The sequence below is a fragment of the Micromonospora sp. LH3U1 genome, from assembly GCF_028475105.1.
Taxonomy (GTDB): Bacteria; Actinomycetota; Actinomycetes; order Mycobacteriales; family Micromonosporaceae; genus Micromonospora.
The window spans coordinates 6,180,973-6,204,954 of record NZ_CP116936.1 but is presented as its reverse complement, the minus strand read 5'-3'; the positions used below and the strand labels follow the sequence as shown (position 1 = coordinate 6,204,954).

Genomic DNA, 23,982 nt, shown 5'->3' with positions numbered 1-23,982 from the left:
TCCGACATTCTCGTGTCCGAGCAGTCCGCGCCGGGACCCGGCGGGTCCGGACGTCCCTCCGGCCGGCTGCTCGAGGTCGACGACCTGCGGGTGGAGTTCCGTACCCGGGACGGCGTCGCAAAGGTCATCAACGGGGTCACGTACCACGTCGACGCGGGGGAGACCCTCGCCGTGTTGGGCGAGTCCGGCTCCGGTAAGAGCGTCACGGCGCAGACCATCATGGGCATCCTCGACACGCCGCCCGGCTTCGTCACCGGTGGGCATGTCCGCTTCCACGGCAAGGACATGCTCCGCATGTCCGACGAGGAGCGCCGCCGCATCCGCGGTGAGGGCATCGCGATGATCTTCCAGGACGCGCTCTCCGCGCTGAACCCCGTCTTCACCGTCGGGTTCCAGATCGCCGAGCAGTTCCGGGTCCGGCGGGGCATGGGTCGCGCGGAGGCCAAGAAGCGCGCGATCGACATGCTCGACCAGGTCAAGATCCCGAACGCCAAGGACCGGTTCAACAACTACCCACACCAGTTCTCCGGTGGTATGCGGCAGCGCGCGATGATCGCGATGTCGCTGGCGCTCGACCCCGAGGTGCTGATCGCGGACGAGCCGACCACCGCGCTCGACGTGACCGTGCAGGCCCAGATCATGGACCTGCTCGCCGAGCTCCAGCGTGAGCGGCAGATGGGCATGATCCTGATCACCCACGACCTCGGCGTGGTCGCCGACGTCGCGGACCGGATCGCGGTCATGTACGCGGGTCGGATCGTTGAGGAAGCCGATGTGTACGACCTGTACGCCAAGCCGGCGCACCCGTACACGATCGGCCTGATCGAATCGATCCCGCGCCTGGACGAGAAGGGGCAGCAGCTCCGGACGATCAAGGGCCTTCCGCCGAACCTCATGAACATCCCACCGGGCTGCCCGTTCAACCCGCGTTGCCCCATGGCTCAGCCGGTGTGCCGGGAGAAGGTCCCGCCGCTGCTGCAGGTGGGCAACGCGCGGGCCAGCGCCTGCCACTTCGCCGAGGAGCTGGTGAACCGTGTCTGAGAACATCCTCGAGGTCCGTGACCTGGTCAAGCACTACCCCGTCACCCAGGGTGTGGTGTTCAAGAAGACCGTCGGTCAGGTCAAGGCGGTCGACGGAGTTTCGTTCGGCCTGCGTGCCGGTGAGACCCTCGGCGTGGTCGGCGAGTCCGGCTGCGGCAAGTCGACCCTCGCCCGGGTTCTGATGAACCTGGAGAAGCCGACCGCTGGCAGCGTGATCTACAAGGGCCAGGACACCTCCAAGCTGTCCGGTGGGGCGCTGCGGCGCCTCCGCCGGCAGATCCAGCTGGTCATGCAGGACCCGTACACCTCGCTGAACCCGCGGATGACCGTCGGCGACCTGCTTGGTGAGCCGTTCGAGATCCACCCGGAGGTGGCGCCGAAGGGCAGCCGTCGGGCCAAGGTCAGGGAGCTGCTCGACCTGGTCGGGCTCAACCCGGAGCACATCAACCGGTACCCGCACCAGTTCTCCGGCGGTCAGCGTCAGCGCATCGGCATCGCCCGTGCGCTCGCGCTGCGGCCCGAGATCATCGTCTGCGACGAGCCGGTGTCGGCGCTGGATGTCTCCATCCAGGCCCAGGTGATGAACCTTCTGGAGAAGCTGCAGAACGAGTTCGGGCTCTCGTACGTCTTCATCGCCCACGATCTGTCGGTGGTCCGCCACCTCTCGGACCGGGTCGCGGTCATGTATCTCGGCAAGGTCGTCGAGATCGGCACCGAGGACGAGATCTACGAGCGGCCGACCCACCCGTACACGCAGGCTCTGCTCTCGGCGGTGCCGGTTCCGGACCCGACACAGCGGAACAACAAGACGATCATCCGGCTCACGGGTGACGTGCCGTCGCCGATCAGCCCGCCTTCGGGCTGCCGGTTCCGGACCCGCTGCTGGAAGGCGCAGGACGTCTGCGCCGAGCAGGTGCCGCTGCTGGAGATCCGGCGGGGCACGGACCACCCGAGCGCCTGCCACTTCGCGGAGCGGCGCGAGATCGTCGCCACTCACGAGGCGTGAGTCACCGGAACCGCCTGCCGACGTCACCACGACGCCGGCAGGCGGTTTCGTCTTTCCAAGACCAGGATCGGGCCGCTCCCGCGCCGAACGGTCGCTCGGTAGTCGGGGTCGCCCCGGCAGCCGACGGCGCGCCGGCGGGGCTCACAGCGGCCCGCGTGGCCACGTGGGGCCGATGTCGTTCCCCGCGGGCGCGGTGTCACCGCGGGCCGCGCGGCCTCACCGCGGGTCGCGGCTCACAGCGGCCCGCGGCCGCGCGGAGCAGCAGCAGGGCCAACTGGGTGCCGTCGGCGCCGAGCGCGACCCGGAACCGCTCCAGGATCTCCCGTTCCCGGGAGAGGACCAGGCGTGTCCCGCCGGACGCCATCCGGGTCGTGCCGACCTCCTGGGACAACGCGGCCCGCTCCTGCCAGAGCGTGATCAGCGCGTGGTCGATCTCGTCGATCCGTTCCCTGATCTGCACGATCCGCGCGGCGGCGGACGGCTCTTCGGTGCCGGTCTGCGCCTCGGCCGGCCCAGCGTTCCCTGCCGTCGGCGGCACGGGGACCGCCGGCTCGCTCCCGTTCACCGCGGGCTGCCCAGCCTCCGGTCGGATCGGGCCGCCGCTCTGCTCCATCACGTTTGTCATCATCGGGTACCTCTCGCACTGTGGCGCCCGGTGCCCGGAACCTGGGACGGAAAAAGCCCCGGACTCCAGGAGCCCGGGGCTTTCGTAGGTCTGAATCGATCAGGCGCGACCTACGGCAGCCGGACTCCCGGTGCCGTAGTAAAAGTAGTAGCGCTGAGCGAACACGCCGTCGAGTATGCCCACGTCGACACCGGGTGCGCAAGCATTCGGCGCTGAGTAGGGGGCCTTTCTTGCCGCTGGGCGCGGAGGGTGGTGGTAGCGCGCGGTCGGGAAGTGTCCGGGTGGCGGCATAGACTTGTCGGGCGATGCATCCTCTCTTCGACATCCCCGCGTCCCCGCCTGCGCCGGAGTCCGCGCCGGCCCGCCCGCACCGACCCGGGCCGGCTGCTGCGCGCCTCGGTCCGCAGCAGCTGCTCGACGGGCTGAACGGGCCCCAACGCGACGCGGTCAGCCACGCCGGCTCGCCGTTGCTGATCGTGGCCGGCGCCGGGTCGGGCAAGACCCGGGTGCTCGCGCACCGGATCGCCTACCTCCTCGCCGCACGGGACGTACATCCCGGGGAGATCATCGCGATCACCTTCACCAACAAGGCGGCCGGCGAGATGAAGGAGCGCGTCGCCGCGTTGGTGGGCCCCCGGGCCCGACTGATGTGGGTGTCGACGTTCCACTCCGCCTGCGTCCGAATTCTGCGCGCCGAGCACGAGCACGCCGGCCTCAAGTCGACGTTCTCGATCTACGACGCGGACGACTCCCGCCGGCTCATGCAGTTGGTCACCCGCGAGCTCGATCTCGACCCGAAGCGCTACCCGGCGCGCGGGCTGGCCGCGCAGGTCTCCAATCTCAAGAACGAGCTGATCGATCCGGAGCAGTTCGCGGCGCGGGCCAGCGGGCCCAACGAGCGGGCGTTGGCCGAGGCGTACACGCTCTACCAGCGCCGGCTGCGTGAGGCGCACGCACTGGACTTCGACGACCTGATCATGACCACGGTGCACCTGCTCCAGTCCCACCCGCACGTCGCGGAGAGCTACCGTCGGCGGTTCCGGCACGTGCTGGTGGACGAATACCAGGACACCAACCACGCCCAGTACGTCCTGATCAAGGAGCTGGTCTCCGGCACCGACGGGCTGGAGCCCGCCGAGCTGTGCGTGGTCGGCGACGCCGACCAGTCGATCTACGCGTTCCGGGGTGCGACGATCCGCAACATCCTGGAGTTCGAACGGGACTTCACCGACGCGCGGACGATCCTGCTGGAGCAGAACTACCGCTCCACGCAGACCATCCTCAACGCGGCCAACGCGGTGATCGACCGGAACACCTCCCGCAAGCCCAAGCGGCTGTGGAGCGAGGCCGGCGCCGGCGAGCAGATCGTCGGGTACGTGGCCGACACCGAGCATGCCGAGGCCGACTGGGTGGCCCGGGAGATCGATCGGCTGGTCGACGCCGACGAGACCCGTCCCGGCGACGTCGCGGTCTTCTACCGCACCAATGCCCAGTCCCGCGTCTTCGAAGAGGTGTTCATCCGCGTCGGCCTGCCCTACAAGGTGGTTGGCGGGGTGCGCTTCTACGAGCGCAAGGAGGTCCGCGACGCACTGGCGTACCTGCGTTCGGTGGTCAACGACGACGACACGGTGAGCCTGCGGCGAGTGCTGAACACCCCGCGCCGGGGGATCGGCGACCGCGCGGAGGCGTGTGTCGAGGCCCTCTCCAGCCGCGACCGGATCTCGTTCGGCGCGGCGCTGCGCCGGGCCAGGGAGGCTCCGGGCATCTCCAGCCGGGCGGCCAACGGCATCGGGGACTTCGTGGCGCTGCTCGACGGCGCCCGGGAGTTGTCCGAGACCGGCACCCCGGAAGAGGTGCTGGAGGCGCTGCTGACCCGCTCGGGCTACCTCACCGAGCTGGAGGAGAGCCTGGACCCGCAGGACGCCGGCCGGGTGGACAACCTCCAGGAGCTGGTCAGTGTCGCCCGGGAGTACACCGAGCGGATCGAGGCGCTGGGCGAGGAGGGGGAGCGGGCCACCCTGGCCGGTTTCCTGGAGCAGGTGGCGCTGGTCGCCGACGCCGACCAGATCCCCTCTGACGACCCCGACCACCAGGGCGTGGTCACGCTGATGACGTTGCACACCGCCAAGGGGCTGGAGTTCCCGGTGGTCTTCCTCACCGGGTTGGAGGACGGCGTCTTCCCGCACCTCCGCTCGCTGGGCGACACCCGCGAGTTGGAGGAGGAGCGCCGCCTGGCGTACGTCGGCATCACCCGCGCCCGGCAGCGGCTCTACCTCTCCCGGGCGGTGACACGCTCGGCCTGGGGGCAGCCGTCCTACAACCCGCCGTCGCGGTTCCTGGAGGAGCTGCCGACGGAGTTGGTGCACTGGGAGCGCACCGAAGGGTCGTACACCTCGTGGGCTGGTGGAGGCGGCGGCGTCGGCGGCCGTGCGGACCGCACGCCCGGCGGCCGGGGCACCTTCACCGGGGGCACGCCGAAGGCGGCTCAGCTGGCCCAGCGGCTCGGCGTGGACGCCAGTCGGCTGACCACGGCCAGTGAGCTGCCGCAGGGGCCGAAGGTGTCTGCTGGCGACCGGGTCAATCACCAGCGGTACGGGCTGGGGCGGGTGCTCGCCGTCGAGGGCCACGGCCCGGGCGCCCGTGCGCAGATCGACTTCGGCGATCAGACCATGTGGCTGGTGCTGCGGCACGCCCCGGTCGACAAGCTCTGACCGGCGCCCCAAGATCGCACTAAATCAAGGAAAGAGTGGCCTCCTGCACCACTGAGGCCACTCTTTCCTTGATGTTGCCCGCGAACCGCGCAGGGATGTCCCCTCAGCAGCCCAGGTCGACGCCACGTGCGCGCATGAACGGGGCCGGGTCGATCTGGTTCCACATGCCCTGGTGCACCTCGAAGTGCAGGTGCGGGCCGGTGGCATCGCCGGTGGCGCCCTCGTAGCCGATGACCTGGCCGGCCTTGACCGCCTGGCCGACCGTTACCGCGATGCGGCTCTGGTGGGCGTAGTGGGTCAGGTACCCGTTCCCGTGGTCGATGAAGACGGAGTTGCCGTACCCGTCGGAGGCGTCTCCGGCCTGGGTCACGGTGCCGGCCGCTGCGGCGCGGATCGGCGTACCGGAGGGCAGCGCCAGGTCGATACCGGCGTGCAGGGTGCCCCAGCGCTGCCCGTAGCAGGAGGTGACCGCGGCGCCCGGCATCGGGTCGACCCAGGCGGGCGTGGGCTTGGTGGTCTTCTTCGGCTTCGGCTTCGGCTTGGCCTTCGCGGTGGCCGTCTTCGTGGGTGTCGGGCTGGCGCTGGCCGCTGAGGGGCTCGGCGTGGGGCTGGCGGCGGGGGCGACCGGCGTGCTCGACTCGCGGGCGGAGCGGTCCGCCCGGCTGGCGGCTTCGGCCCGGGACTGCGCGTCGAGGCTGACGGCGGCGGGTGCCGGGTGGTCGCTGCCGGTGGTGGCGACGGCGACACCACCGAGGCCGAGGGCTACCAGGGCGGCAGCGCCGAGCACGATGAGGCGGTTCCGCCGGCCGCCGCGCTGCGGCTGCTCGGTCGGGGCGGTGTCGGGGGTGTTCTCGTTCTGGACGGGGCTGTCTTCCTGCACGGCGGACCTTCACAGTCGAGGGGCACTTGACCTCGAAATACTGGTGTCGGGCCGAGCTGGGGCCGGTACGGGGACCGGGTGGTCGGGCGGGGGACGGTGGACCGCGTGCCCGGGTATGACCCGTTGTGCGGCGTTACATCCATAAAAGTGATCATGCTGCGAGGTGTCGCCGGTCACACTCCGGGCTGTGACCCGGGAGACATCCGCCGCACCCGGGCAACGAAAAACCGCCCGGATCGATCGATCCGGGCGGTCAACGGTCGGTACGCAGCGTCAGGACGCAGCTACCTCGTTGTAATATGTCTCGACTTGCAGCTTGATGTCCACTCCGCGCTCCTGGAGGAACGGTACCGGGTCTTCCGGCTGCCCCTTGACATGGATCTCCAGGTGCAGGTGCGTGCCGTACGCGTGGCCGGTCTGGCCCACGAGGCCGAGCTGGTCGCCCGCCTTGACCTGCTGGCCTTCCTTCACGCTCACCGCAGAGGAGTGGCCGTAGATGGCCTCGCTGCCGTCGGCGTGCTGAACGATCACGGCGTTGCCGTATCCGCCGAACCAACCGGCCTTGGTGACCAGCCCGTCGTGGATCGCCACATACGGAGTGCCCTCACCAGCGACCAGGTCCACGCCGGTGTGCAGCTTGCCCCAGCGCATCCCGTAGGGGGAGTTGAAGTCGTAGCCCTGCAGCGGCAGCAGCCAGACCTCGGGCTCGGCGCTGTCCTTGGCCCGACTGTCGTCCCGGGAGGCGCGGTCGGCGCTGTCCGCACGGGCTGCGGCGTCCTGGCTGGTGACCGACGCCTGCTTGAGCTCGTCGAGCACCGTCGGGCTGACGTCCTTGGCGTCCGGCAGGGCGCTCGCGCCGAGTGCGACGAGGCCGGCCCCGACGAACGCGGTGGTGACGACAGCGGCGTAACGGCTCCGCGGTGGGGTGGGTACGCGGCGGCGACCGCGATATCGATCGGGCTCAGACGACAGGCGCTGGCGCACGCACACCCTCCGTTGTCGGGGTTCCGAAGCGGCCGGTGGACGTTCGTGAGGCTCCAATGAACGTCCGCTGACCGCGTCGTCACCCGTCCATGGACCTGATGACAACCGTGGACACGTTAGCCAACCGCCAGGCGAGTCACAAGCTAGAGCGAGAAATTGGCGTGTCGATCTGTCCGTTTGCGTCCATGATTGTCATGCATCGCGACGCCGAACGGTGCCCCTGTTGCTGCCCGTTCGTCGCCGAGCGTGACCGGTCCGGCGGAGTCGTCCGGCTTGACTGCGAGCAGTGCCGGATGGCAACAACGGCAGTGTCGGATCTCGACCAGCCAACCTCCCCAGGCGGCTCGCTGGTCGCGAAGAGTGATGCCCGGTGACAGAGCCCGGATTTCCCGGGTTGGGTCCGCCGGGTTACCGTTCGTTCAGTTGAAGGCCGTGGAGCCGGTGAAAGGTGTGCGCTGATGAGCTCTCGTATTCGGGTCGTCGTCGCCAAGCCTGGCCTGGACGGCCATGACCGGGGCGCGAAGGTCGTCGCGCGTGCCCTGCGTGATGCCGGGATGGAGGTCGTCTACACCGGCCTGCACCAGACCCCCGAGCAGATCGTGGAGACCGCCATCCAGGAGGACGCCGACGCCGTCGGCCTGTCCGTCCTCTCCGGCGCGCACATGACGCTCTTCCGTCGGGTGCTGGAACTGCTCAGCGAGCGGGACGCCCGCGACATCGTCGTGTTCGGTGGCGGCATCATTCCGAACGGCGACATTCCCGAGTTGGAGAAGCTGGGCGTCGCAAAGATCTTCACGCCGGGCGCCACCACTCAGGCGATTGTCGAGTGGGTCCGACAGAACGTCGCGCAGCCGGTTTCCTGAGGCATCCCGCGAAGGGCGCGCCAGGCGTCAATGAGGTCGGAGACCGGTTTCCGGGCACGGGGGAGGGGCCGGACGCACCCCTCACACGTCCGGCCCCTCTATGCACGATGCCCCGCCGCCACCCCTCGACCGACAGGGCATCGGCCGTCTCCCGTCATTGCGCTTTTCAGCGCTCCGACATCTGACTCAACGACGCCCCCACGGCCGGGTTACGGACCCCCGGCAACATCGCCCGGACGGTGGATGCCGCTCCAGTCATGGCCGGAAACCGGCCGCGTCCGATGTTCGGTTGTGCATTACCGCACACCGTGCACCCGCTCGGTTGCCGGTGGTGCCGACATCGCTAGGCTGCGGCCAATGGCCTGTTTCAACTGATGACAGGCGTCAAACTGTTTTTGAACGCTGGTGGCGGCGCGACGGCGCGCCGCGGAGACGGGACGGGACGCGCAATCGTGGACCTGTACGAGTACCAGGGGCGGGACCTGTTCGAGCGGCACGGCTTGCCCGTGCTGGCCGGCGGCGTCGCCACTACCCCGGAAGAGGCCCGCGCGATCGCCGAACGCCTCGGCGGTCGCGTGGTCGTCAAGGCGCAGGTGAAGGTCGGCGGCCGAGGTAAGGCCGGCGGCGTCAAGCTGGCTGAGGGCCCGGATGAGGCGGTGGCCAGGGCCACCGACATCCTCGGCATGGACATCAAGGGTCACACCGTCCACAAGGTCATGATCACGGTGACCGCGGACGTGGTCGAGGAGTACTACTTCTCGTACCTGCTCGACCGGGCGAACCGCACCTTCCTCTGCATCGCCAGCGTCGCCGGCGGCATGGACATCGAGCAGGTCGCTGCCGATACCCCGGACAAGGTCGTGAAGGCCCCGATCGACGCCGTGAAGGGCGTGGACGAGGCCAAGGCTCGCGAGATCGTGACCGCCGCCCGCTTCCCGGCCGAGGTCGCCGACCAGGTGGTCGAGGTGGCCGTCGGCCTGTGGCAGGCGTTCGTCGCCGAGGACGCCACGCTGGTCGAGGTCAACCCCCTCGCCAAGAACGGCGACGGGCGGCTGCTGCTGCTCGACGCCAAGATCAGCCTGGACGAGAACGCGGGGTTCCGGCACCCGGACCACGAGGCGCTGGTCGACCAGGCCGCGGTGGACCCGCTGGAGCAGGCCGCCAAGGCCAAGGACCTCAACTACGTCAAGCTCGACGGCGAGGTCGGCATCATCGGCAACGGCGCGGGTCTGGTCATGTCGACCCTCGACGTGGTCGCGTACGCCGGTGAGCGGCACGGCAACGTCAAGCCGGCCAACTTCCTCGACATCGGCGGCGGCGCGAGCGCTGCGGTGATGGCGAACGGGCTGGAGATCGTGCTCTCCGACCCGGCAGTGAAGAGCGTCTTCGTCAACGTCTTCGGCGGCATCACCGCCTGCGACGAGGTCGCCAACGGCATCATCCAGGCGCTGGCCCTGCTGGAGCAGCGCGGCGAGCAGGTCACCAAGCCGCTCGTCGTCCGTCTCGACGGCAACAACGCCGAGGCCGGTCGGGCGATCCTGGACAGCGCGAACAACCCGCTCGTGCAGCGGGTGGACACCATGGACGGTGCGGCCGAGCGGGCCGCCGAGCTGGCAGCTGCGGGGGTCTGATCATGGCTATCTGGCTGACCAAGGACTCGAAGGTCATCGTTCAGGGGATGACCGGTTCCGAGGGTTCCAAGCACACCCGGCGGATGCTCGCCGCCGGCACCAACGTGGTGGGCGGCGTCAACCCGCGCAAGGCGGGCCAGAAGGTCGACTTCGACGGCACCGAGCTGCCGGTCTTCGCGTCCGTCGCGGACGCGATGGCCGAGACCGGGGCCGACGTCACCGTCATCTTCGTGCCGCCGCAGTTCACCAAGGCCGCCGTGGTCGAGGCGATCGACGCCGCGATCCCGCTGGCCGTGGTGATCACCGAGGGCGTTCCGGTGCACGACACCGCGTCGTTCTGGGCGTACAACGTGGCGCAGGGCGAGCGGACCCGGATCATCGGGCCGAACTGCCCGGGCATCGCCTCGCCCGGCGCGTCCAACGCCGGCATCATCCCGGCCGACATCACCGGCTCCGGCCGGATCGGCCTGGTCAGCAAGAGCGGCACGCTGACCTACCAGATGATGTACGAGCTGCGCGACATCGGCTTCTCCACCTGCGTCGGCATCGGCGGTGACCCGATCATCGGGACCACCCACATCGACGCCCTGGCGGCGTTCGAGGCCGACCCGGAGACCGACGCCATCGTCATGATCGGTGAGATCGGTGGCGACGCCGAGGAGCGGGCCGCCGAGTTCATCAAGGCCAACGTCACCAAGCCGGTGGTCGGCTACATCGCCGGCTTCACCGCTCCTCCCGGCAAGACCATGGGTCACGCCGGGGCGATCATCTCCGGCTCGGCCGGCACCGCCGAGGGGAAGCAGGCGGCGCTGGAGGCGGTCGGTGTCAAGGTCGGCAAGACGCCGACCGAGACCGCGAAGCTGATGCGGGAGATCATGTCCGGCAACTGAGCCGGCCAGGCAACACCGAAGGGGGTCGACCGCAACCGGTCGGCCCCCTTCGGCGTACGTGCGCGGGCTCGTCGTTGGCGACCGGTCCGCTCAGTCGTTGTTCCAGAACGGGTAGTTGCCGGTCGCCCGCAGGATCGCGCCACCGATGATGTTGATCACGCCGAACACGATGGCGAGGTAGCCGAGCACCGGCGACTGACCGTTGCGCCGGGCGTCGCGGATCGACAGGTAGCCGAAGATGATGCCGAGGATGCCGCAACAGATCAGGCCGAGCACGATGCCCAGCACGCCCCAGAGCGTGGTGCGGTCCCTGCCCCTGGCCGGCGGCGGCGGGGGCGGCGGGTATGCGGTCGTCACGGCGTCCTCCGGGCGGTCGTGGTCGGCGCGCCGACCCGGACCCCGACCGGCGGACCCGACCCGGGTGGCGGCGACTCGCGCCCCCCTCTGGGCCGAGGCTAGACCGGACCGGGTGGCCTGGACCCCGGTTCGGTCAACTCGCCGCCCTTCGAGGGGTCAACGGACTGCCACCGTCCCGCGCGACGTGCCAGAGTAGAGCGGATGTCCCCCGTCACCCCTGACCGTCCCAGCCGTCCCGGCGGTGTGAGCGCCGACGACCGGCCGGTCAACCGTGCCGTGCCGGCCCGGCGGGTGCCCGCGCCCCGCGCGGGCGGGTCACCACGGGGGCGCGCACCGTTGCCCGTCGCCGCCGGGGTGGCTGCCGGTTGGGCCGCCCTGACGTCCTACCTGCCGGTTGCCATCGTGCTCGGCCTGGTCCACCTCGGCGGGGACTCCACCACCCTGACCAACACCCTGCGCACCGCGCTGGCCGGTTGGTTGCTCGGGCACGGCGTGCCGATCCACACGGAGTCCGGTCCGCTCGGGCTCGCCCCACTGGCGCTGACCGTGCTTGCGCTCTGGCGGCTGACCCGGGCCGGTGTGCACGTCAGCCGCGCGATCGGCGCCCGTGACAGCCGCTCACCGCGCCGGGCGCTGCTCGCCGCGGGCGCGGTCGGCATCGCGTACGCGCTGCTCGGCGCGCTCGCGGCGGTGCTGGTCGGCACCGGTGGGCCGAATGTGTCCCCGGTCCGTGCGGGCGCCACCTTCGCCGTGGTCGGCACACTCGCCGCGCTGGTCGGCGCCACCCGCATCACCGCCGTGACCCGGCTGCTGCACGACCGGATGCCGGGTCCGGTGCGCGACGGCATCCGTACCGGTCTGGTAGCCGGGCTGCTGCTGCTCGGCGCGGGCGCCGGCGCGGCCGGCCTGGCGGTCGCCACCGGCGGCGGCGACGCGGCGGACATGATCGGGGCGTACCGGACCGGGGTTGCCGGGCAGGCCGGGGTGACCCTGGTCAGTGTCGCGTACGCGCCGAACGCGGCGATCTGGTCAGCCAGTTACCTGCTCGGTCCGGGCTTTGCGGTCGGCACCGACACCGCGGTACGTACCAGTGAGGTGTCGGTCGGCGCGCTGCCGGCCGTACCGTTGCTCGCTGGCCTGCCGCGTGGCCCGGTGGACGGCTTCGGCGCCCTGCTGCTCGCGGTGCCGGTGCTGGCCGGGATGGTCGCCGGCTGGCTGCTCGCCCGCCGGGTGGCCCGACTCGCCGGGCCGGAGCGGGCCCCGCAGCGCTGGGCCGAGTTGCTGGCGCCGGCGGCGCTGGCCGGGCCGGTGGCCGGCGTGCTGCTCGGCGTGGCCGCCGCGGTCTCCGGCGGGTCGCTCGGCGCCGGTCGGCTGGCGCAGGTGGGGCCGGTGGGTTGGCAGGTCGGCTTGGTGGCGGCCGGTGTCGTCGCGGTCGGCGCACTGCTCGGGGCCGCTGCCACCCGCATGCTCACCCGCGCCCCCGCGCAGGAGAGCCGGCGCGCCCCGGCGCAGTAGACGAGCGCGGGGCGCCCCGGACGAATCCGGAGCGCCCCGTCGATTCCGAGCCCGTCAGGGCTGGGTGGGCAGTTTGACCTGCGCCACGATGCTCACGATGAGCAGCAGAATGCCCAGCACGACGCCGACCGCGCCGCAGATCAGGCCGGCCTTGGCCTGTCCGGCGTTGCTGGCCTGGCCCTGGGCGACCTTCTGCCGGGCGAGGTAACCGGTCACCACGCCCGCGATGCCGACCGGGATGCCCAGGTACAGGCAGCAGATGAGCGGGATCGACGCGATACCGAGGATCATCGACACCAGGCCGAGGGTGTTGTTCTGCCCCTGCCCCTGTGCCGGCGGGTAGCCAGCGTTCGGGTACGTCGGACCGCCGCCGTACGGGGCCGGCTGCTGGCCGTACGGGGCCTGCTGCTGGCCGTACGGGTCCTGGTGCGGCGGCTGCTGGCCGTACGGCTGGCCGGAGGTGGGCTGCTGACCGTACGGCGCCTGCGGTGCCGCGTACGGGTCCTGCGGCTGCTGGCCGTACGGGGCGGCTGGCGGCTGGGGAGCGGTCGGATCCTGGTTGGGCTGCTGGCCGTACGGGTCCTGACCGGGGTTACCGGGCTGCATTCGAGAAGCTCCTTGGACTGGTTCCGTCAGTTACTGCTTTTTGTTTCCATCCATGATCGCGGCCAGTCCTCCCAATGCCCAGTGCAGCAACAGGATGACATTCCTTCCAAAACACTCGAAAAGACACTCTTCGTGTGCCGGATCAGTGGCGGAGGTCGGGTCGGCGCGGCGTCCGGCCCGAGCGAGCGGCAGCGTACCGGGTCGATGCCCGTCGGCACCTGCCAAAGATCGGCGCGCCGCCCAGCGGAGGGGCATCCTGACCTGCCCGATAGGGTGACCCGGTGACCGAGCCCGCGTCCGTCGCCCGCATCGTCGTCCTCATTTCCGGCTCCGGGAGCAACCTTCAGTCGCTGCTGGATGCCGCCGTCGACCCCGCGTACGGCGCACAGGTCGTCGCGGTCGGCGCGGACCGCGACGGCATCGTGGGCCTGGACCGGGCCGACGCGGCCGGGGTGCCGACCTTCGTCGAGCGGGTACGCGATCACGACACCCGGGAGGACTGGGATCTCGCGCTCACCGCGCACGTCGCGAAGCACCAACCCGACCTGGTCATCTCCGCCGGGTTCCTCAAGCTGGTCGGCCCACACTTCCTCGCCGCCTTCGGGGACCGCTACCTGAACACCCACAACACCCTGCTGCCGGCGTTCCCCGGCATCCACGGCCCGCGTGACGCCCTCGCCTACGGCGTGAAACTCACCGGGGCCACGCTCTTCTTCGTCGATGCCGGCATGGACACCGGGCCGATCGTCGCGCAGGTCGCGGTGCCGGTGCTCGACGACGACGACGTGGACACGCTCACCGAGCGCATCAAGGAAGCCGAGCGGCGCCAACTCGTCGAGCAGGTCGGCCGTCTGGTCCGCGAAGGCTGGACCATCACCGGAAGGAAGGTCACGGTTCCGTGAGTCCCACTCAGGACGGGCGCCGCCCGATCAGGCGGGCGCTGGTCAGCGTCTACGACAAGACCGGGCTGGTGGAGCTGGCCCAGGCCCTGCACGCGGCCGGTGTGGAGATCGTGTCCACCGGCAGCACGGCGGGCACCATCGCCGCCGCAGGCGTGCCGGTGACGCCGGTGGAGACGGTGACCGGGTTCCCCGAGGTGCTCGACGGCCGGGTGAAGACCCTGCACCCGAAGGTGCACGCGGGTCTCCTCGCCGACCTGCGCAAGGACACACACGTCGCGCAGCTCGACGAGCTGGGGGTGGCGGCGTTCGACCTGCTGGTCTCCAACCTCTACCCGTTCCAGGCGACCGTCGCCTCCGGTGCCGGCGTCGAGGAGTGCGTGGAGCAGATCGACATCGGTGGCCCGGCCATGGTGCGGGCCGCCGCCAAGAACCACGCCTCGGTTGCCGTGCTCACCGACCCGACCGGTTACCCGGCGCTCCTCGGCGCGCTCGGCGAGGGTGGCTTCACCCTGGCCCAGCGCCGCGCGCTGGCCGCCCGGGCGTTCGCCGACATCGCCGAGTACGACGTGGCTGTGGCCCAGTGGTGCGCTCAGGAGCTGGCCCCGGCTGACGACACCTGGCCGACGTTCGCCGGTTCGGCGCTGCGCAAGTCGACCGTGCTGCGCTACGGGGAGAACCCGCACCAGCCCGCCGCGCTCTACATCGACCCGGACGCCCCGGCGGGGCTGGCACAGGCCGAGCAGTTGCACGGCAAGGAGATGTCCTACAACAACTACGTCGACGCGGACGCCGCCTGGCGGGCAGCGAACGACTTCGCCGACCAGCCGGCGGTGGCGATCATCAAGCACGCCAACCCGTGCGGCATCGCGGTGGGCGCGGACGTGGCCGAGGCGCACCGCAGGGCGCACGACTGCGACCCGGTGTCGGCGTTCGGCGGCGTCATCGCGGTCAACCGGCCGGTCTCGGTCGAGCTGGCCCGGCAGGTCGCCGACATCTTCACCGAGGTGGTGGTCGCCCCCGGCTACGACGAGGGCGCAGTCGAGGTGCTGCAGGGCAAGAAGAACATCCGGCTGCTGCGCGCGCCGGCCTGGACCCCGGCGAAGGTCGAGTGGCGGCCGGTGACCGGCGGCGTGCTGACCCAGGTCGCCGACCGGGTGGACGCCCCCGGTGACGACCCGGCGGGCTGGCAGCTGGCAACCGGCGAGGCCGCCGACGAGGAGCTGCTGCGGGATCTCGCGTTCGCCTGGCGGGCGGTCCGCGCGGTGAAGAGCAACGCGATCCTGCTCGCCAAGGACGGCGCCACCGTGGGTGTCGGTATGGGTCAGGTCAACCGGGTCGACTCGGCGCAGCTCGCGGTCAGCCGCGCCGGCGCTGACCGGGCTCGCGGGTCGGTCGCCGCCTCGGACGCGTTCTTCCCGTTCGCCGACGGCCCGCAGATCCTCATCGACGCCGGCGTCCGCGCCATCGTGCAGCCCGGCGGCTCGATCCGCGACGAAGAAGTCATCGAAGCAGCCAAGAAAGCCAACGTAACGATGTACCTAACAGGCACCCGCCACTTCTTCCACTAACCCCCGCCCCCGCCCCTCCCCTCCCCTCCGCCCCCTCGCGCCACCTCTTGGCCGCGTCGATCTAGGGCATATCGTCGTCGATGGAGATCAACTCACGACGATCTGCCCTAGATCGACGCGGGGGTGGGGCGGGCGCGGCGGGCGCGGGGGCGCGGAGGGCGGGCGCGGGGGCGCGGGCGCGGAGACGGGGTGGGGTTAGGCCGGGGTTGTGGGGCGGAGTTCGGCGAAGTGGCAGGCGGACGGGTGGGGGTCCGCGGCGCGGGGCACGGTTTGGGGGTCCTGGGTCGCGCAGATGTCCTGGGCCTTCCAGCAGCGGGTCCGGAAGTGGCACCCGCTGGGCGGGTCGGCCGGGCTCGGCACGTCGCCGACCAGCCGGATCATGTTGCGCTGATCGCGGGCCTCCGGGTCGGGCACCGGCACCGCGGAGAGCAGAGCCTGGGTGTACGGGTGGGTGGCCCGCTCGTAGATCTCGTCCTCGGTGCCGACCTCGACGATCCGGCCGAGGTACATCACCGCGACCCGGTCGGCGATGTGCCGCACCACGGACAGGTCGTGGGCGATGAAGATGTACGAGAGCCCCAACTCGCCCTGCAACTGCTTCAACAGGTTGATCACCTGGGCCTGGATGGAGACGTCCAGCGCCGACACGGGCTCGTCGCAGACGATGATCTCGGGCCGCAGCGCGAGCGCACGGGCGATGCCGATGCGCTGACGCTGACCGCCGGAGAACTGGTGCGGGTACCGGTTGATGTGCTCCGGGTTGAGCCCGACCACGTCCAACAGTTCCTGGACCCGCCCCTGCTTGCTGCCCTTCGGCGCGGCGTCCGGGTGGATCTCGAACGGCTCGCCGATGATGTCGCCGACGGTCATCCGTGGGTTCAGCGAGGTGTACGGGTCCTGCATCACCATCTGCATGTTGCGGCGCAGCCGGCGCAGCTCGCGCCCGGAGGCCTTGAACAGGTCCCTGCCCTCCAGGGTGGCCCGGCCCGAGGTGGGCGTCTCCAGCCGCATCAGCAGCCGGGCGAGGGTCGACTTGCCGCAGCCGGACTCGCCGACCACGCCCAGCGTCTCGCCCCGACGCAGCTCGAAGCTCACCCCGTCGACAGCCTTCACCGCGCCGATCTGCCGCTGGAACAGCACGCCCTGGGTGATCGGGAAGTGCTTCACCAGGTTGTCGACGGAGAGGATGGTCTCGCCGCGGACCTTGGTGGAGTTAGCGGGCGATGCTGTCATCACGGACCTCCTGCGCGAAGTGGCAAGCGCTGGTCCGGCCGTCGCCGAGGACCAGGTCGTGCGGCACCACGTCCACGCAGACCTGCTGGACGTACGGGCACCGGGGGTGGAACGGGCAGCCGGACGGGATGCGCATCAGGTTCGGCGGCAACCCCTTGATCGTCGACAGTTCCTGGCCGCGGACGTCCAGGCGCGGGATCGATTCCAACAACCCCTTGGTGTACGGGTGGGCGGGCGCCTTGTAGAGCGAGCGGACGTCGGCGTGCTCGACGATCCGGCCGGCGTACATGACCGCGATCCGGTCCGCGACGCCGGCGACCACGCCCAGGTCGTGGGTGATCAGGATCATCGCCATGTTGAGGTCCCGGCGCAGGTCGGCCAGCAGGTCCATGATCTGGGCCTGCACGGTCACGTCGAGTGCCGTGGTGGGCTCGTCGGCGATCAGCACCTTCGGGTCCAGCGCCAGCGCCATGGCGATCATGACGCGCTGCCGCATGCCGCCGGAGAACTGGTGCGGGTAGTCGCCGATCCGCTTCGCGGCGCCCGGAATCTTGACCAGATCCATCAGCTCGATGGCACGGCGCCGGGCGTCGGCCCGGGACAGCCCGGCGCGCTGGCGCAGTGTCTCGCCGATCTGCCAGCCAACCGGGAAGACCGGATTCAGGGCGGAGAGCGCGTCCTGGAAGATCATCGCGATCTCCTTGCCGCGTACCTGCCGGCGCTGCTCCTCGGAACGGGTGAGCAGGTCCTGACCCTGGTAGAGGATCTGGCCGGAGCGGACGAACGCGGGCGGGGTGTCGAGGATGCCCATGATCGCCTGGGCGGTGACCGACTTACCCGAGCCGGACTCGCCGAGCACGGCCAGCGTCTCGCCGGCGTCCAGGTGGTACGACACGCCGTTGATCACCCGAGCCACACCCTCGTTGGTGCGGAACTCGACGTGCAGGTCCCGCAACTCCAGCAGGTGGCCGCCCTCGGGCGTGGCGGAGGCGGGCGTGGGTTGAACGGTCATGGCTGTGCCTGCCTTTCGCTCGCGACTGCGGGGCTCGCTTCGCTCACTTTTCGCGCTCGCATGAGTCACCGCAGCTTCGGGTCGAAGGCGTCACGGATCGCGTCGCCGAGCATGATGAACGCCAGCACGGTCAGCGCGAGGAAGGCCGACGGGACGATCAGCGGGGTGGCCGCCTCGCGCATGTGGATGCGGCCGGTGTCGATGTCCTGGCCCCACGAGATGGTCGGCGCCTTCAGACCGATGCCCAGGAAGGAGAGCGTCGCCTCGGCCGCGATGAACGAGCCGAGCGCGATGGTCAGCACCACGATGGCCGGGGCCAGCGAGTTCGGCAGGATGTGCCGCCACATGATCCGGCTGTTCCCGGCACCGAGCATGCGGGCCGCCGCGACGTAGTCCTGCTCCTTGGCGGTGATCACCGAGGAACGGACCACTCGGGCGGCGGTGGTCCAGCCGAGGAGTGCCAGCACGAAGACGACCGCGCCGATCCGTGCCCACTGGCTGTCGCTGGACACCCGCTTGAGCAGCACGATCGCGGCCAGCAGCAGCGGGATGCCGAGCACCACGTCGATCACCCGGGACAGCACCGCGTCGACCCAGCGGCCGAAGTAACCGGCCAGCATGCCGATCACCAACGCGATGATCCCGGTGCCGAGCGCGGCGAGCGCGCCGACCAGCAGCGAGGCCCGGGTGCCGTAGACCGCCCGGGAGTACGTGTCGCAGCCCTGGAAGTCGTACCCGAAAATGGCCCCGCCGGACGGCCCGGCGTGCTGCCGGGAGAGCAGGCAGTCGTTCGGGTTGTTGGCGGTGAACACCCCGGGGAGCAGCGCCATCAGGGTGAAGATGACGACCAGCGCCAGCGAGATCCAGAAGATGGGGTTGCTGCGCAGGTCGCGCCAGGCGTCGCCGGCCAGGCTGCGCGGCTTCTGCGCGGCGCCGATCTGGTTGGGTGTGCCCGGCTCGCCCGAGGGGCCACGCCGGGCGGCCTGGTTCTCGGTGGCCGCCACAGTTTCAAAGTCACTCATAGCGGATCCTCGGGTCGAGTACGGCGTACAGGACGTCCACCACCAGGTTCGAGACCAGGTAGACCACGACGAGCACACTGACGATGCCAACCACCAGGGGGCCGTCCTCGGTGCGGATGCCGCGGAAGAGGTTGAAGCCCACGCCGGGGATGTTGAAGACGCCCTCGGTGATGATCGCGCCGCTCATGAGGTTGCCCAGCTCCACACCGAGGAAGGTGACCACCGGGATGAGCGAGTTGCGCAGGACGTGGACGACGACGATGCGGCGCTTGACCAGGCCCTTGGACCGGGCGGTCCGGACGTAGTCCGCGCGCAGGTTCTCCGCAACCGAGGCCCGGGTGAGCCGCAGTGCGGTGGCCAGCGACAGCGAGCCGAGCACGATGCCCGGCAGCAGGAGCGCGTAGAACGTCGGGTCGGACCCGGCGGTGGGTGGGAAGAGCTGCCACCTGACACCCAGGAAGTACTGCGCGAGCGGCGCCAGCACGATGGTCGGGATGCCGAGCACCAGCAGGGTCAGCACCAGGGTCGAGTTGTCGAAGATGCTGGCCCGGCGGATACCGGCGATCACACCGGCGCTGACACCGAAGATGATCGCCACGGCGAGCGCGATGAGCGCGAGCCGCACGGTGACCGGCCAGGCCTGCTGGAGGATGTCACCGATGTTCCGGCCGGTGAGCGACTCGCCCAGATCGCCCTGGAGCAGGTTCTTCACGTAGTCGAAGTAGCGGTAGAAGAAGCCGCCGACGCCCGTGGCGTCCAGGTGGTACTTCTCGGTCAGGTAGGCCCGTTGGGCTGCCGTCACCGGCCGCTCACCGGCGAGCGCCTGGATCGGGTCGCCCTGCCCGGCGAATGTCAGCGCGTAGACGATCAGGGTGGTCCCGAAGAACGCCAGGACCATCTGCAGTAGGCGCCGCAAGATGTAGCGGAACATGCTTAGCAGTCTCTCCGGAAATGTGCGAAAGGGTCGCAGGACGGCATCTCTGGTCGTACCCGAAATGTCTGAGACGTGCCGTCCGGCCCGGGGGAGCCGGCACCACCGACGCCGGGTCCGCTTCTGCGGCCCGGCCCCGGTGGTGCGGTTCGGGCCACCCGGGCATCGTCGCCCGGGTGGCCCGCACCATGGTCAGCTCAGCTGGCCGCTTCGATCTTGACGAGGTTGACCCGCTGGAACAGGTCCATCTCCACGTTCTTGACCTTGGACGAGTGGCCGAACACGTTCTCGCCGAAGCGGAGCGGGATCACCGGCATGTCCTTGGCCAGGATGTCCTCCGCCTGCTGGTACTTGGCGATCGCCTCGTCCTGCGTCTTGGCGGCGGAACCCTCCTTGACCAGCTTGTCGAACTCCGGGTTGCTGTAGCCGTAGTAGTTCGACGAGCCGTTGGTGCTGTACAGCGGGCCGAGGTAGTCCTCCATGGTCGGGTAGTCCATGACCCAACCCATGCGGAAGGCGCCGACCGGCGTCTTCTTCTCGACCTTGGTGAGCAGGTCGGCGAACTTCGGCTCGGCCGAGCCGACAGCGTCGACACCCAGGTTGGCCTTGAGCTGGTTGACCGTGGCGTCGACCCAGTCCTTGTGACCGCCGTCGCCGTTGTACGAGATGACGATCTTCGACGGACCACCGGCGGCCTGGTAGAGCTTCTTGGCCTCGGTCGGGTTGAACTCGCCGGCCTTGCCCGCGGTGTTGTCCCGGTAGCCCGGCAGGACCGGCGAGACGAAGGAGCGCGCCGACTGCTGCGAGCCCTTGAAGACCGACTTGGTGATCTCGTCACGGTCGATCGCCATCGAGATGGCCTTACGCACGTCCGGGTTGCTGTAGTCCTTGTCGAACGTCGGGAACGCCAGGAACTGGAACGACGACATCGGGCTGGTCTGGTACCGGTCGCCCAGGTCGCTCGGCGCGGTGCTCAGGCTCTCGGTCGGGATCGTGGGCAGCACATCCAGGTTGTCCGCCTGGACGTCCGCGTACGCCGCGGTCAGCTGCTGGTAGATCCGGAACTCAACGTTCTTGACCTTGGGCTTCTCGCCCGGGAACGCGTCGTAGCGCTCGACATCGATCTTGCTGTCGTGCTGCCAGGTGCCCTTCATCTTGAAGGGGCCCTGCCCGATCGGCGCCTGCTCGTAGCCGTCCTTGAGCACGCCCGGGGCCGAGAACGCGGCGTCCGGCAGTGGGAAGAACGCGTTGTAGCCCAGCGTGGTCTTGAAGTCGATGTACGGCTCGGACAGCGTCGCGGTGAAGGTGGAGTCGTCGACCTTCTTCAGCCCGGACAACTCCTTGGCCTTGGGCGCCTTGCCCTGCAGGTCCGCGTAGCCAGCGATCTTCTCGAAGAAGTAGTTGCTGTCCTGACCGTTGGGGGCGTACGCGCCGTAGTTCCAGGCGTTGATGTAGTTCTGGGACGTGACCTTCTCACCGTTGTGGAAGGTGAAGCCGTCCTTGAGCTTGATCGTCCAGACCTTGTTGTCGGACGAGGTGACCGACTGGGCGGCGACCTCGTACGGCTTGTTCTGGGCGTCGTAGTCCACGAGCGGGCTGAACAGGCCGGCGAGCACCTGCGACCCGGACGTCTCGGTGGTGTTGGTGGGAACCAGGTGCTTCGGCTCGGCGATCTGAATGCTGACCGCCGAACTGTCGCTGCCACCGGATCCACCGTCTCCGCCGCTGCCGCAGGCCGCGAGGCCCAGCGTCACCGCGAGCGGGAGGGCGGTCCAGGCGGCGAGTCTACGAACTCGCATTGAGCCTCCTCATCTCCTCACGCTGCGCAGTCAGGCCCGACGCTGGGTTACGCTGCGCAACAAGCGGCAACGGTAGGTCGGCGATGGGCCTTCGGCAACGACGCGGTTGCGGATGGGTAACGGTCCAGGGTGGCCTCCCTTGCCGAAGCTCGACCGGCCTGGTAGTGAAAAGCCGCTAAACCTCGTTGGCCTGGGGATATTTAGGCGCCCGAGAGGGCTGGCCGTCCCTACCTGGGCGAAGTTGGAACCCTCTGGACCGGAGGTCCGGTCTGCGCCGCACTTCATCTTGCTGTCTGGTTCGACGGTGACCGAACCCATAGATTGTGACTGAGAGTGACTAGCGACACGTCACGCATGGTTACGTGTGGCGGCGCTGAGCGAGATGGTGGCAGGCGGCCCGAGCGAGGTCCTCCGAATCGCGGGCGGCGGCCGTGAGACGATCTGGTCGTGACGGCGACGATTCTGGACGGCAAGGCAACCGCAGCGGAAATCAAGGACGAGCTGCGGATACGGGTGAAGGCACTCGCGGAACGCGGCATCATCCCCGGGCTGGGCACGGTCCTGGTCGGGGCGGACCCGGGCAGCCAGGCGTACGTCAACGGCAAGCACCGCGACTGCGCCGAGGTGGGCATCGCCTCGATCCGCCGGGAGCTGCCGGCCGACGCCACCCAGCAGCAGGTCGACGACGTGCTGGCCGAGCTGAACGCCGACCCGGCGTGCCACGGCTACATCGTCCAGCTGCCGCTGCCGGCCCACCTCGACACCCAGCGGGTGCTCGAGTTGATCGACCCGGAGAAGGACGCCGACGGTCTGCACCCAGTCAACCTGGGCCGGCTCGTCCTCGGCTACGACGGCCCGCTGCCCTGCACCCCGCGCGGCATCGTCGAACTGCTCCGCCGGCACGACGTGGCGCTGCGCGGCGCCACCGTCGCGGTGGTCGGTCGGGGCAACACCGTCGGCCGACCGCTCGGCCTGCTGCTCACCCGGCGCAGCGAGAACGCCACGGTCACCCTCTGCCACACCGGCACCCTCGACCTCGCCTCGCACACCCGCGCCGCCGACATCGTCATCGTCGCGGCCGGCGTACCGGGCCTGCTCACCGCCGACATGATCAACCCCGGTGCGGTCGTGGTGGACGTCGGCATCACGCGCGTGATCGGCGCGGACGGCAAGGGCCGCTACACCGGCGACGTGGACCCGGAGGTGGCCGAGACGGCCGGCGCGCTGGTCCCCATGCCCGGCGGCGTGGGTCCGATGACCCGGGCCATGCTGCTCACCAACGTCGTGGAGCGCGCCGAGCGCGGCTGAGGTGTAGGGCCGTAACCGTCCGCCCCTGGCCCGATCGGTGCCAGGATGACTGATACGGTCCGGAAAACCGACTGGTATCAGGGAGTGGGACGACCATGGGTAAGAAGGTCACTGTCGTCGGGGCTGGCTTCTACGGCTCCACCACCGCACAGCGCCTGGCCGAGTACGACGTCTTCGACACCGTAGTGATCACCGACATCGTGGAGGGCAAGCCCGCGGGTCTCGCGCTCGACCTCAACCAGTCCCGGGCCATTGAGGGCTTCGAGACCAAGGTGGTCGGCGTGACCACCGGCCCCAACGGTGAGGGCTACGAGAACATCGAGGGCTCCGACGTCGTCGTGATCACCGCCGGTCTGCCGCGGAAGCCCGGCATGAGCCGGATGGACCTGCTGGAGACCAACGCCAAGATCGTGCGTCAGGTCGCCGAGAACGTCGCCAAGTACGCCCCGAACGCCGTCGTCATCGTCGTCTCCAACCCGCTGGACGAGATGACCGCGCTGGCCCAGCTCGCCACCCAGTTCCCGAAGAACCGGGTGCTCGGCCAGGCCGGCATGCTGGACACCGCCCGGTTCAGCAACTTCGTCGCCGAGGCGCTGGACGTGCCGGTGGCGTCGGTGCGCACGCTGACCCTCGGCTCGCACGGCGACACGATGGTCCCGGTGCCGTCGAAGAGCACCGTCAACGGCAAGCCGCTGCGTGACGCGATGCCGGCCGAGCAGATCGAGGAGCTGGTCGTCAAGACCCGCAACGGTGGCGCCGAGGTGGTCGCGCTGCTCAAGACGGGCTCGGCGTACTACGCCCCGTCCGCCGCCGCGGCACGGATGGCGAAGGCCGTCGCGGAGGACTCCGGCGACGTCATGCCGGTCTGCGCCTGGGTCGACGGCGAGTACGGCATCTCCGGTGTCTACCTGGGTGTCGAGGCCGCGATCGGCGCCGAGGGCGTCAAGCGGGTCGTCGAGACCGACCTGGACGCCGACGAGCGCGCCAGCCTCCTCGAGGCCGCCGAAGCCGTCCGCGCCAAGCAGGGCGACATCGCCAGCATGTAGTCCCGAACCAGACCCACTGCGGAGGGCCCGCCGGCCAAGCCGGCGGGCCCTC

General features: G+C 70.0%; 21 protein-coding genes. 11 read left to right on the top strand and 10 right to left on the bottom strand.

Translation table 11 applies throughout. From position 1 onward, the window contains the following. The first annotated feature begins 12 nt into the window (after window positions 1-12). Entirely contained in the window at window positions 13-1,041 is a 1,029-nt protein-coding gene (locus PCA76_RS28425; RefSeq protein ID WP_272619694.1) for an ABC transporter ATP-binding protein, read from the top strand. Next, on the top strand, window positions 1,034-2,047 hold the full coding sequence (locus tag PCA76_RS28420) for an ABC transporter ATP-binding protein (protein WP_272613507.1): 1,014 nt from the start codon (window positions 1,034-1,036) through the stop codon (window positions 2,045-2,047). Before PCA76_RS28425 ends, PCA76_RS28420 begins: the two co-directional genes overlap by 8 nt. Before the next feature lie 196 nt (window positions 2,048-2,243). Here PCA76_RS28420 and PCA76_RS28415 read toward each other — a convergent pair whose 3' ends face one another. Beyond that, window positions 2,244-2,675: a chorismate mutase gene (locus PCA76_RS28415; RefSeq protein WP_336298026.1), complete on the bottom strand. Its 432-nt coding sequence runs from the start codon at window positions 2,673-2,675 to the stop codon at window positions 2,244-2,246. Window positions 2,676-2,977: 302 nt separating this feature from the next. Between PCA76_RS28415 and pcrA the strand changes: the two genes are divergently transcribed. Next, window positions 2,978-5,383 carry a DNA helicase PcrA gene (gene pcrA, locus PCA76_RS28410; RefSeq protein ID WP_272613506.1) on the top strand — a complete coding sequence of 802 codons (2,406 nt, stop codon included), beginning with the start codon at window positions 2,978-2,980 and terminating at the stop codon, window positions 5,381-5,383. A gap of 103 nt (window positions 5,384-5,486) precedes the next feature. On the opposite strand, the gene PCA76_RS28405 is transcribed toward pcrA, so the two are convergent. Together PCA76_RS28405 and PCA76_RS28400 are read right to left on the bottom strand one after the other, a co-directional pair. Further along, window positions 5,487-6,263, bottom strand: a complete 777-nt coding sequence (locus PCA76_RS28405) for a M23 family metallopeptidase (protein ID WP_272613505.1) — start codon at window positions 6,261-6,263, stop codon at window positions 5,487-5,489. Between the two features lie 273 nt (window positions 6,264-6,536). Continuing rightward, entirely contained in the window at window positions 6,537-7,247 is a 711-nt protein-coding gene (locus tag PCA76_RS28400; protein ID WP_272613504.1) for a M23 family metallopeptidase, read from the bottom strand. 458 nt (window positions 7,248-7,705) lie between these two features. Here PCA76_RS28400 and PCA76_RS28395 point away from each other — a divergent pair, with 458 nt between their 5' ends. The 3 genes from PCA76_RS28395 to sucD all read left to right on the top strand — a co-directional run bounded on the left by PCA76_RS28395 (window position 7,706) and on the right by sucD (window position 10,631). Then, window positions 7,706-8,110, top strand: a complete 405-nt coding sequence (locus PCA76_RS28395; RefSeq protein WP_088950145.1) for a cobalamin B12-binding domain-containing protein — start codon at window positions 7,706-7,708, stop codon at window positions 8,108-8,110. 452 nt (window positions 8,111-8,562) lie between these two features. Next, entirely contained in the window at window positions 8,563-9,741 is a 1,179-nt protein-coding gene (gene sucC, locus PCA76_RS28390) for an ADP-forming succinate--CoA ligase subunit beta (protein WP_272613503.1), read from the top strand. A gap of 2 nt (window positions 9,742-9,743) precedes the next feature. After that, on the top strand, window positions 9,744-10,631 hold the full coding sequence (sucD, locus tag PCA76_RS28385; RefSeq protein ID WP_272613502.1) for a succinate--CoA ligase subunit alpha: 888 nt from the start codon (window positions 9,744-9,746) through the stop codon (window positions 10,629-10,631). Window positions 10,632-10,721: 90 nt separating this feature from the next. On the opposite strand, the gene PCA76_RS28380 is transcribed toward sucD, so the two are convergent. Further along, window positions 10,722-10,988 carry a DUF4190 domain-containing protein gene (locus PCA76_RS28380; protein ID WP_272613501.1) on the bottom strand — a complete coding sequence of 89 codons (267 nt, stop codon included), beginning with the start codon at window positions 10,986-10,988 and terminating at the stop codon, window positions 10,722-10,724. A 201-nt stretch (window positions 10,989-11,189) separates the two neighbouring features. On the opposite strand from PCA76_RS28380, the gene PCA76_RS28375 reads away from it, so the two are divergent. After that, a complete protein-coding gene (locus PCA76_RS28375; protein ID WP_272613500.1) occupies window positions 11,190-12,503 on the top strand; it encodes a cell division protein PerM in 1,314 nt (437 codons plus the stop codon). A gap of 54 nt (window positions 12,504-12,557) precedes the next feature. Here the strand turns inward: PCA76_RS28375 and PCA76_RS28370 are convergent, their stop codons facing one another. Beyond that, window positions 12,558-13,109 carry a DUF4190 domain-containing protein gene (locus PCA76_RS28370; RefSeq protein WP_272613499.1) on the bottom strand — a complete coding sequence of 184 codons (552 nt, stop codon included), beginning with the start codon at window positions 13,107-13,109 and terminating at the stop codon, window positions 12,558-12,560. 281 nt (window positions 13,110-13,390) lie between these two features. Here PCA76_RS28370 and purN point away from each other — a divergent pair, with 281 nt between their 5' ends. Together purN and purH are read left to right on the top strand one after the other, a co-directional pair. Next, entirely contained in the window at window positions 13,391-14,011 is a 621-nt protein-coding gene (purN, locus tag PCA76_RS28365) for a phosphoribosylglycinamide formyltransferase (protein WP_272613498.1), read from the top strand. Further along, window positions 14,008-15,579 (top strand): bifunctional phosphoribosylaminoimidazolecarboxamide formyltransferase/IMP cyclohydrolase, encoded by a 1,572-nt coding sequence (gene purH, locus PCA76_RS28360; protein WP_272613497.1) that lies wholly within the window; start codon window positions 14,008-14,010, stop codon window positions 15,577-15,579. The genes purN and purH overlap by 4 nt, the downstream gene beginning before the upstream one ends. Window positions 15,580-15,774: 195 nt before the next feature. Here the strand turns inward: purH and PCA76_RS28355 are convergent, their stop codons facing one another. The 5 genes from PCA76_RS28355 to PCA76_RS28335 form a co-directional block, all read right to left on the bottom strand. Continuing rightward, the gene (locus PCA76_RS28355; RefSeq protein WP_272613496.1) at window positions 15,775-16,812 is read right to left on the bottom strand and encodes an ABC transporter ATP-binding protein; all 1,038 of its coding nucleotides are present in this window, start codon (window positions 16,810-16,812) and stop codon (window positions 15,775-15,777) included. Continuing rightward, the gene (locus PCA76_RS28350) at window positions 16,793-17,824 is read right to left on the bottom strand and encodes an ABC transporter ATP-binding protein (protein ID WP_272613495.1); all 1,032 of its coding nucleotides are present in this window, start codon (window positions 17,822-17,824) and stop codon (window positions 16,793-16,795) included. Before PCA76_RS28350 ends, PCA76_RS28355 begins: the two co-directional genes overlap by 20 nt. A gap of 65 nt (window positions 17,825-17,889) precedes the next feature. After that, window positions 17,890-18,846 carry an ABC transporter permease gene (locus tag PCA76_RS28345; protein ID WP_272613494.1) on the bottom strand — a complete coding sequence of 319 codons (957 nt, stop codon included), beginning with the start codon at window positions 18,844-18,846 and terminating at the stop codon, window positions 17,890-17,892. Then, complete coding sequence (locus PCA76_RS28340; RefSeq protein WP_272613493.1) at window positions 18,839-19,777, bottom strand: ABC transporter permease; 939 nt, start codon at window positions 19,775-19,777, stop codon at window positions 18,839-18,841. The genes PCA76_RS28345 and PCA76_RS28340 overlap by 8 nt, the downstream gene beginning before the upstream one ends. 197 nt (window positions 19,778-19,974) lie before the next feature. Beyond that, window positions 19,975-21,576, bottom strand: a complete 1,602-nt coding sequence (locus PCA76_RS28335) for a peptide ABC transporter substrate-binding protein (protein WP_272613492.1) — start codon at window positions 21,574-21,576, stop codon at window positions 19,975-19,977. Between the two features lie 447 nt (window positions 21,577-22,023). Here PCA76_RS28335 and PCA76_RS28330 point away from each other — a divergent pair, with 447 nt between their 5' ends. Both PCA76_RS28330 and PCA76_RS28325 read left to right on the top strand, forming a co-directional pair. Beyond that, complete coding sequence (locus tag PCA76_RS28330) at window positions 22,024-22,884, top strand: bifunctional methylenetetrahydrofolate dehydrogenase/methenyltetrahydrofolate cyclohydrolase (RefSeq protein WP_272613491.1); 861 nt, start codon at window positions 22,024-22,026, stop codon at window positions 22,882-22,884. 95 nt (window positions 22,885-22,979) lie between these two features. Further along, window positions 22,980-23,930, top strand: a complete 951-nt coding sequence (locus PCA76_RS28325) for a malate dehydrogenase (protein WP_272613490.1) — start codon at window positions 22,980-22,982, stop codon at window positions 23,928-23,930. Window positions 23,931-23,982 lie beyond the last annotated feature (52 nt).

Bases quoted from the DNA above. Each gene is read 5' to 3' on its own strand.
- PCA76_RS28345 (WP_272613494.1), bottom strand. From the start codon at position 18,846: ATGAGTGACTTTGAAACTGTGGCGGCCACCGAGAACCAGGCCGCCCGG.
- PCA76_RS28340 (WP_272613493.1), bottom strand. From the start codon at position 19,777: ATGTTCCGCTACATCTTGCGGCGCCTACTGCAGATGGTCCTGGCGTTC.
- PCA76_RS28355 (WP_272613496.1), bottom strand. From the start codon at position 16,812: ATGACAGCATCGCCCGCTAACTCCACCAAGGTCCGCGGCGAGACCATC.
- PCA76_RS28395 (WP_088950145.1), top strand. From the start codon at position 7,706: ATGAGCTCTCGTATTCGGGTCGTCGTCGCCAAGCCTGGCCTGGACGGC.
- PCA76_RS28415 (WP_336298026.1), bottom strand. From the start codon at position 2,675: ATGATGACAAACGTGATGGAGCAGAGCGGCGGCCCGATCCGACCGGAG.
- sucD (WP_272613502.1), top strand. From the start codon at position 9,744: ATGGCTATCTGGCTGACCAAGGACTCGAAGGTCATCGTTCAGGGGATG.
- PCA76_RS28350 (WP_272613495.1), bottom strand. From the start codon at position 17,824: ATGACCGTTCAACCCACGCCCGCCTCCGCCACGCCCGAGGGCGGCCAC.
- PCA76_RS28325 (WP_272613490.1), top strand. From the start codon at position 22,980: ATGGGTAAGAAGGTCACTGTCGTCGGGGCTGGCTTCTACGGCTCCACC.
- PCA76_RS28370 (WP_272613499.1), bottom strand. From the start codon at position 13,109: ATGCAGCCCGGTAACCCCGGTCAGGACCCGTACGGCCAGCAGCCCAAC.
- PCA76_RS28335 (WP_272613492.1), bottom strand. From the start codon at position 21,576: ATGCGAGTTCGTAGACTCGCCGCCTGGACCGCCCTCCCGCTCGCGGTG.
- pcrA (WP_272613506.1), top strand. From the start codon at position 2,978: ATGCATCCTCTCTTCGACATCCCCGCGTCCCCGCCTGCGCCGGAGTCC.
- PCA76_RS28375 (WP_272613500.1), top strand. From the start codon at position 11,190: ATGTCCCCCGTCACCCCTGACCGTCCCAGCCGTCCCGGCGGTGTGAGC.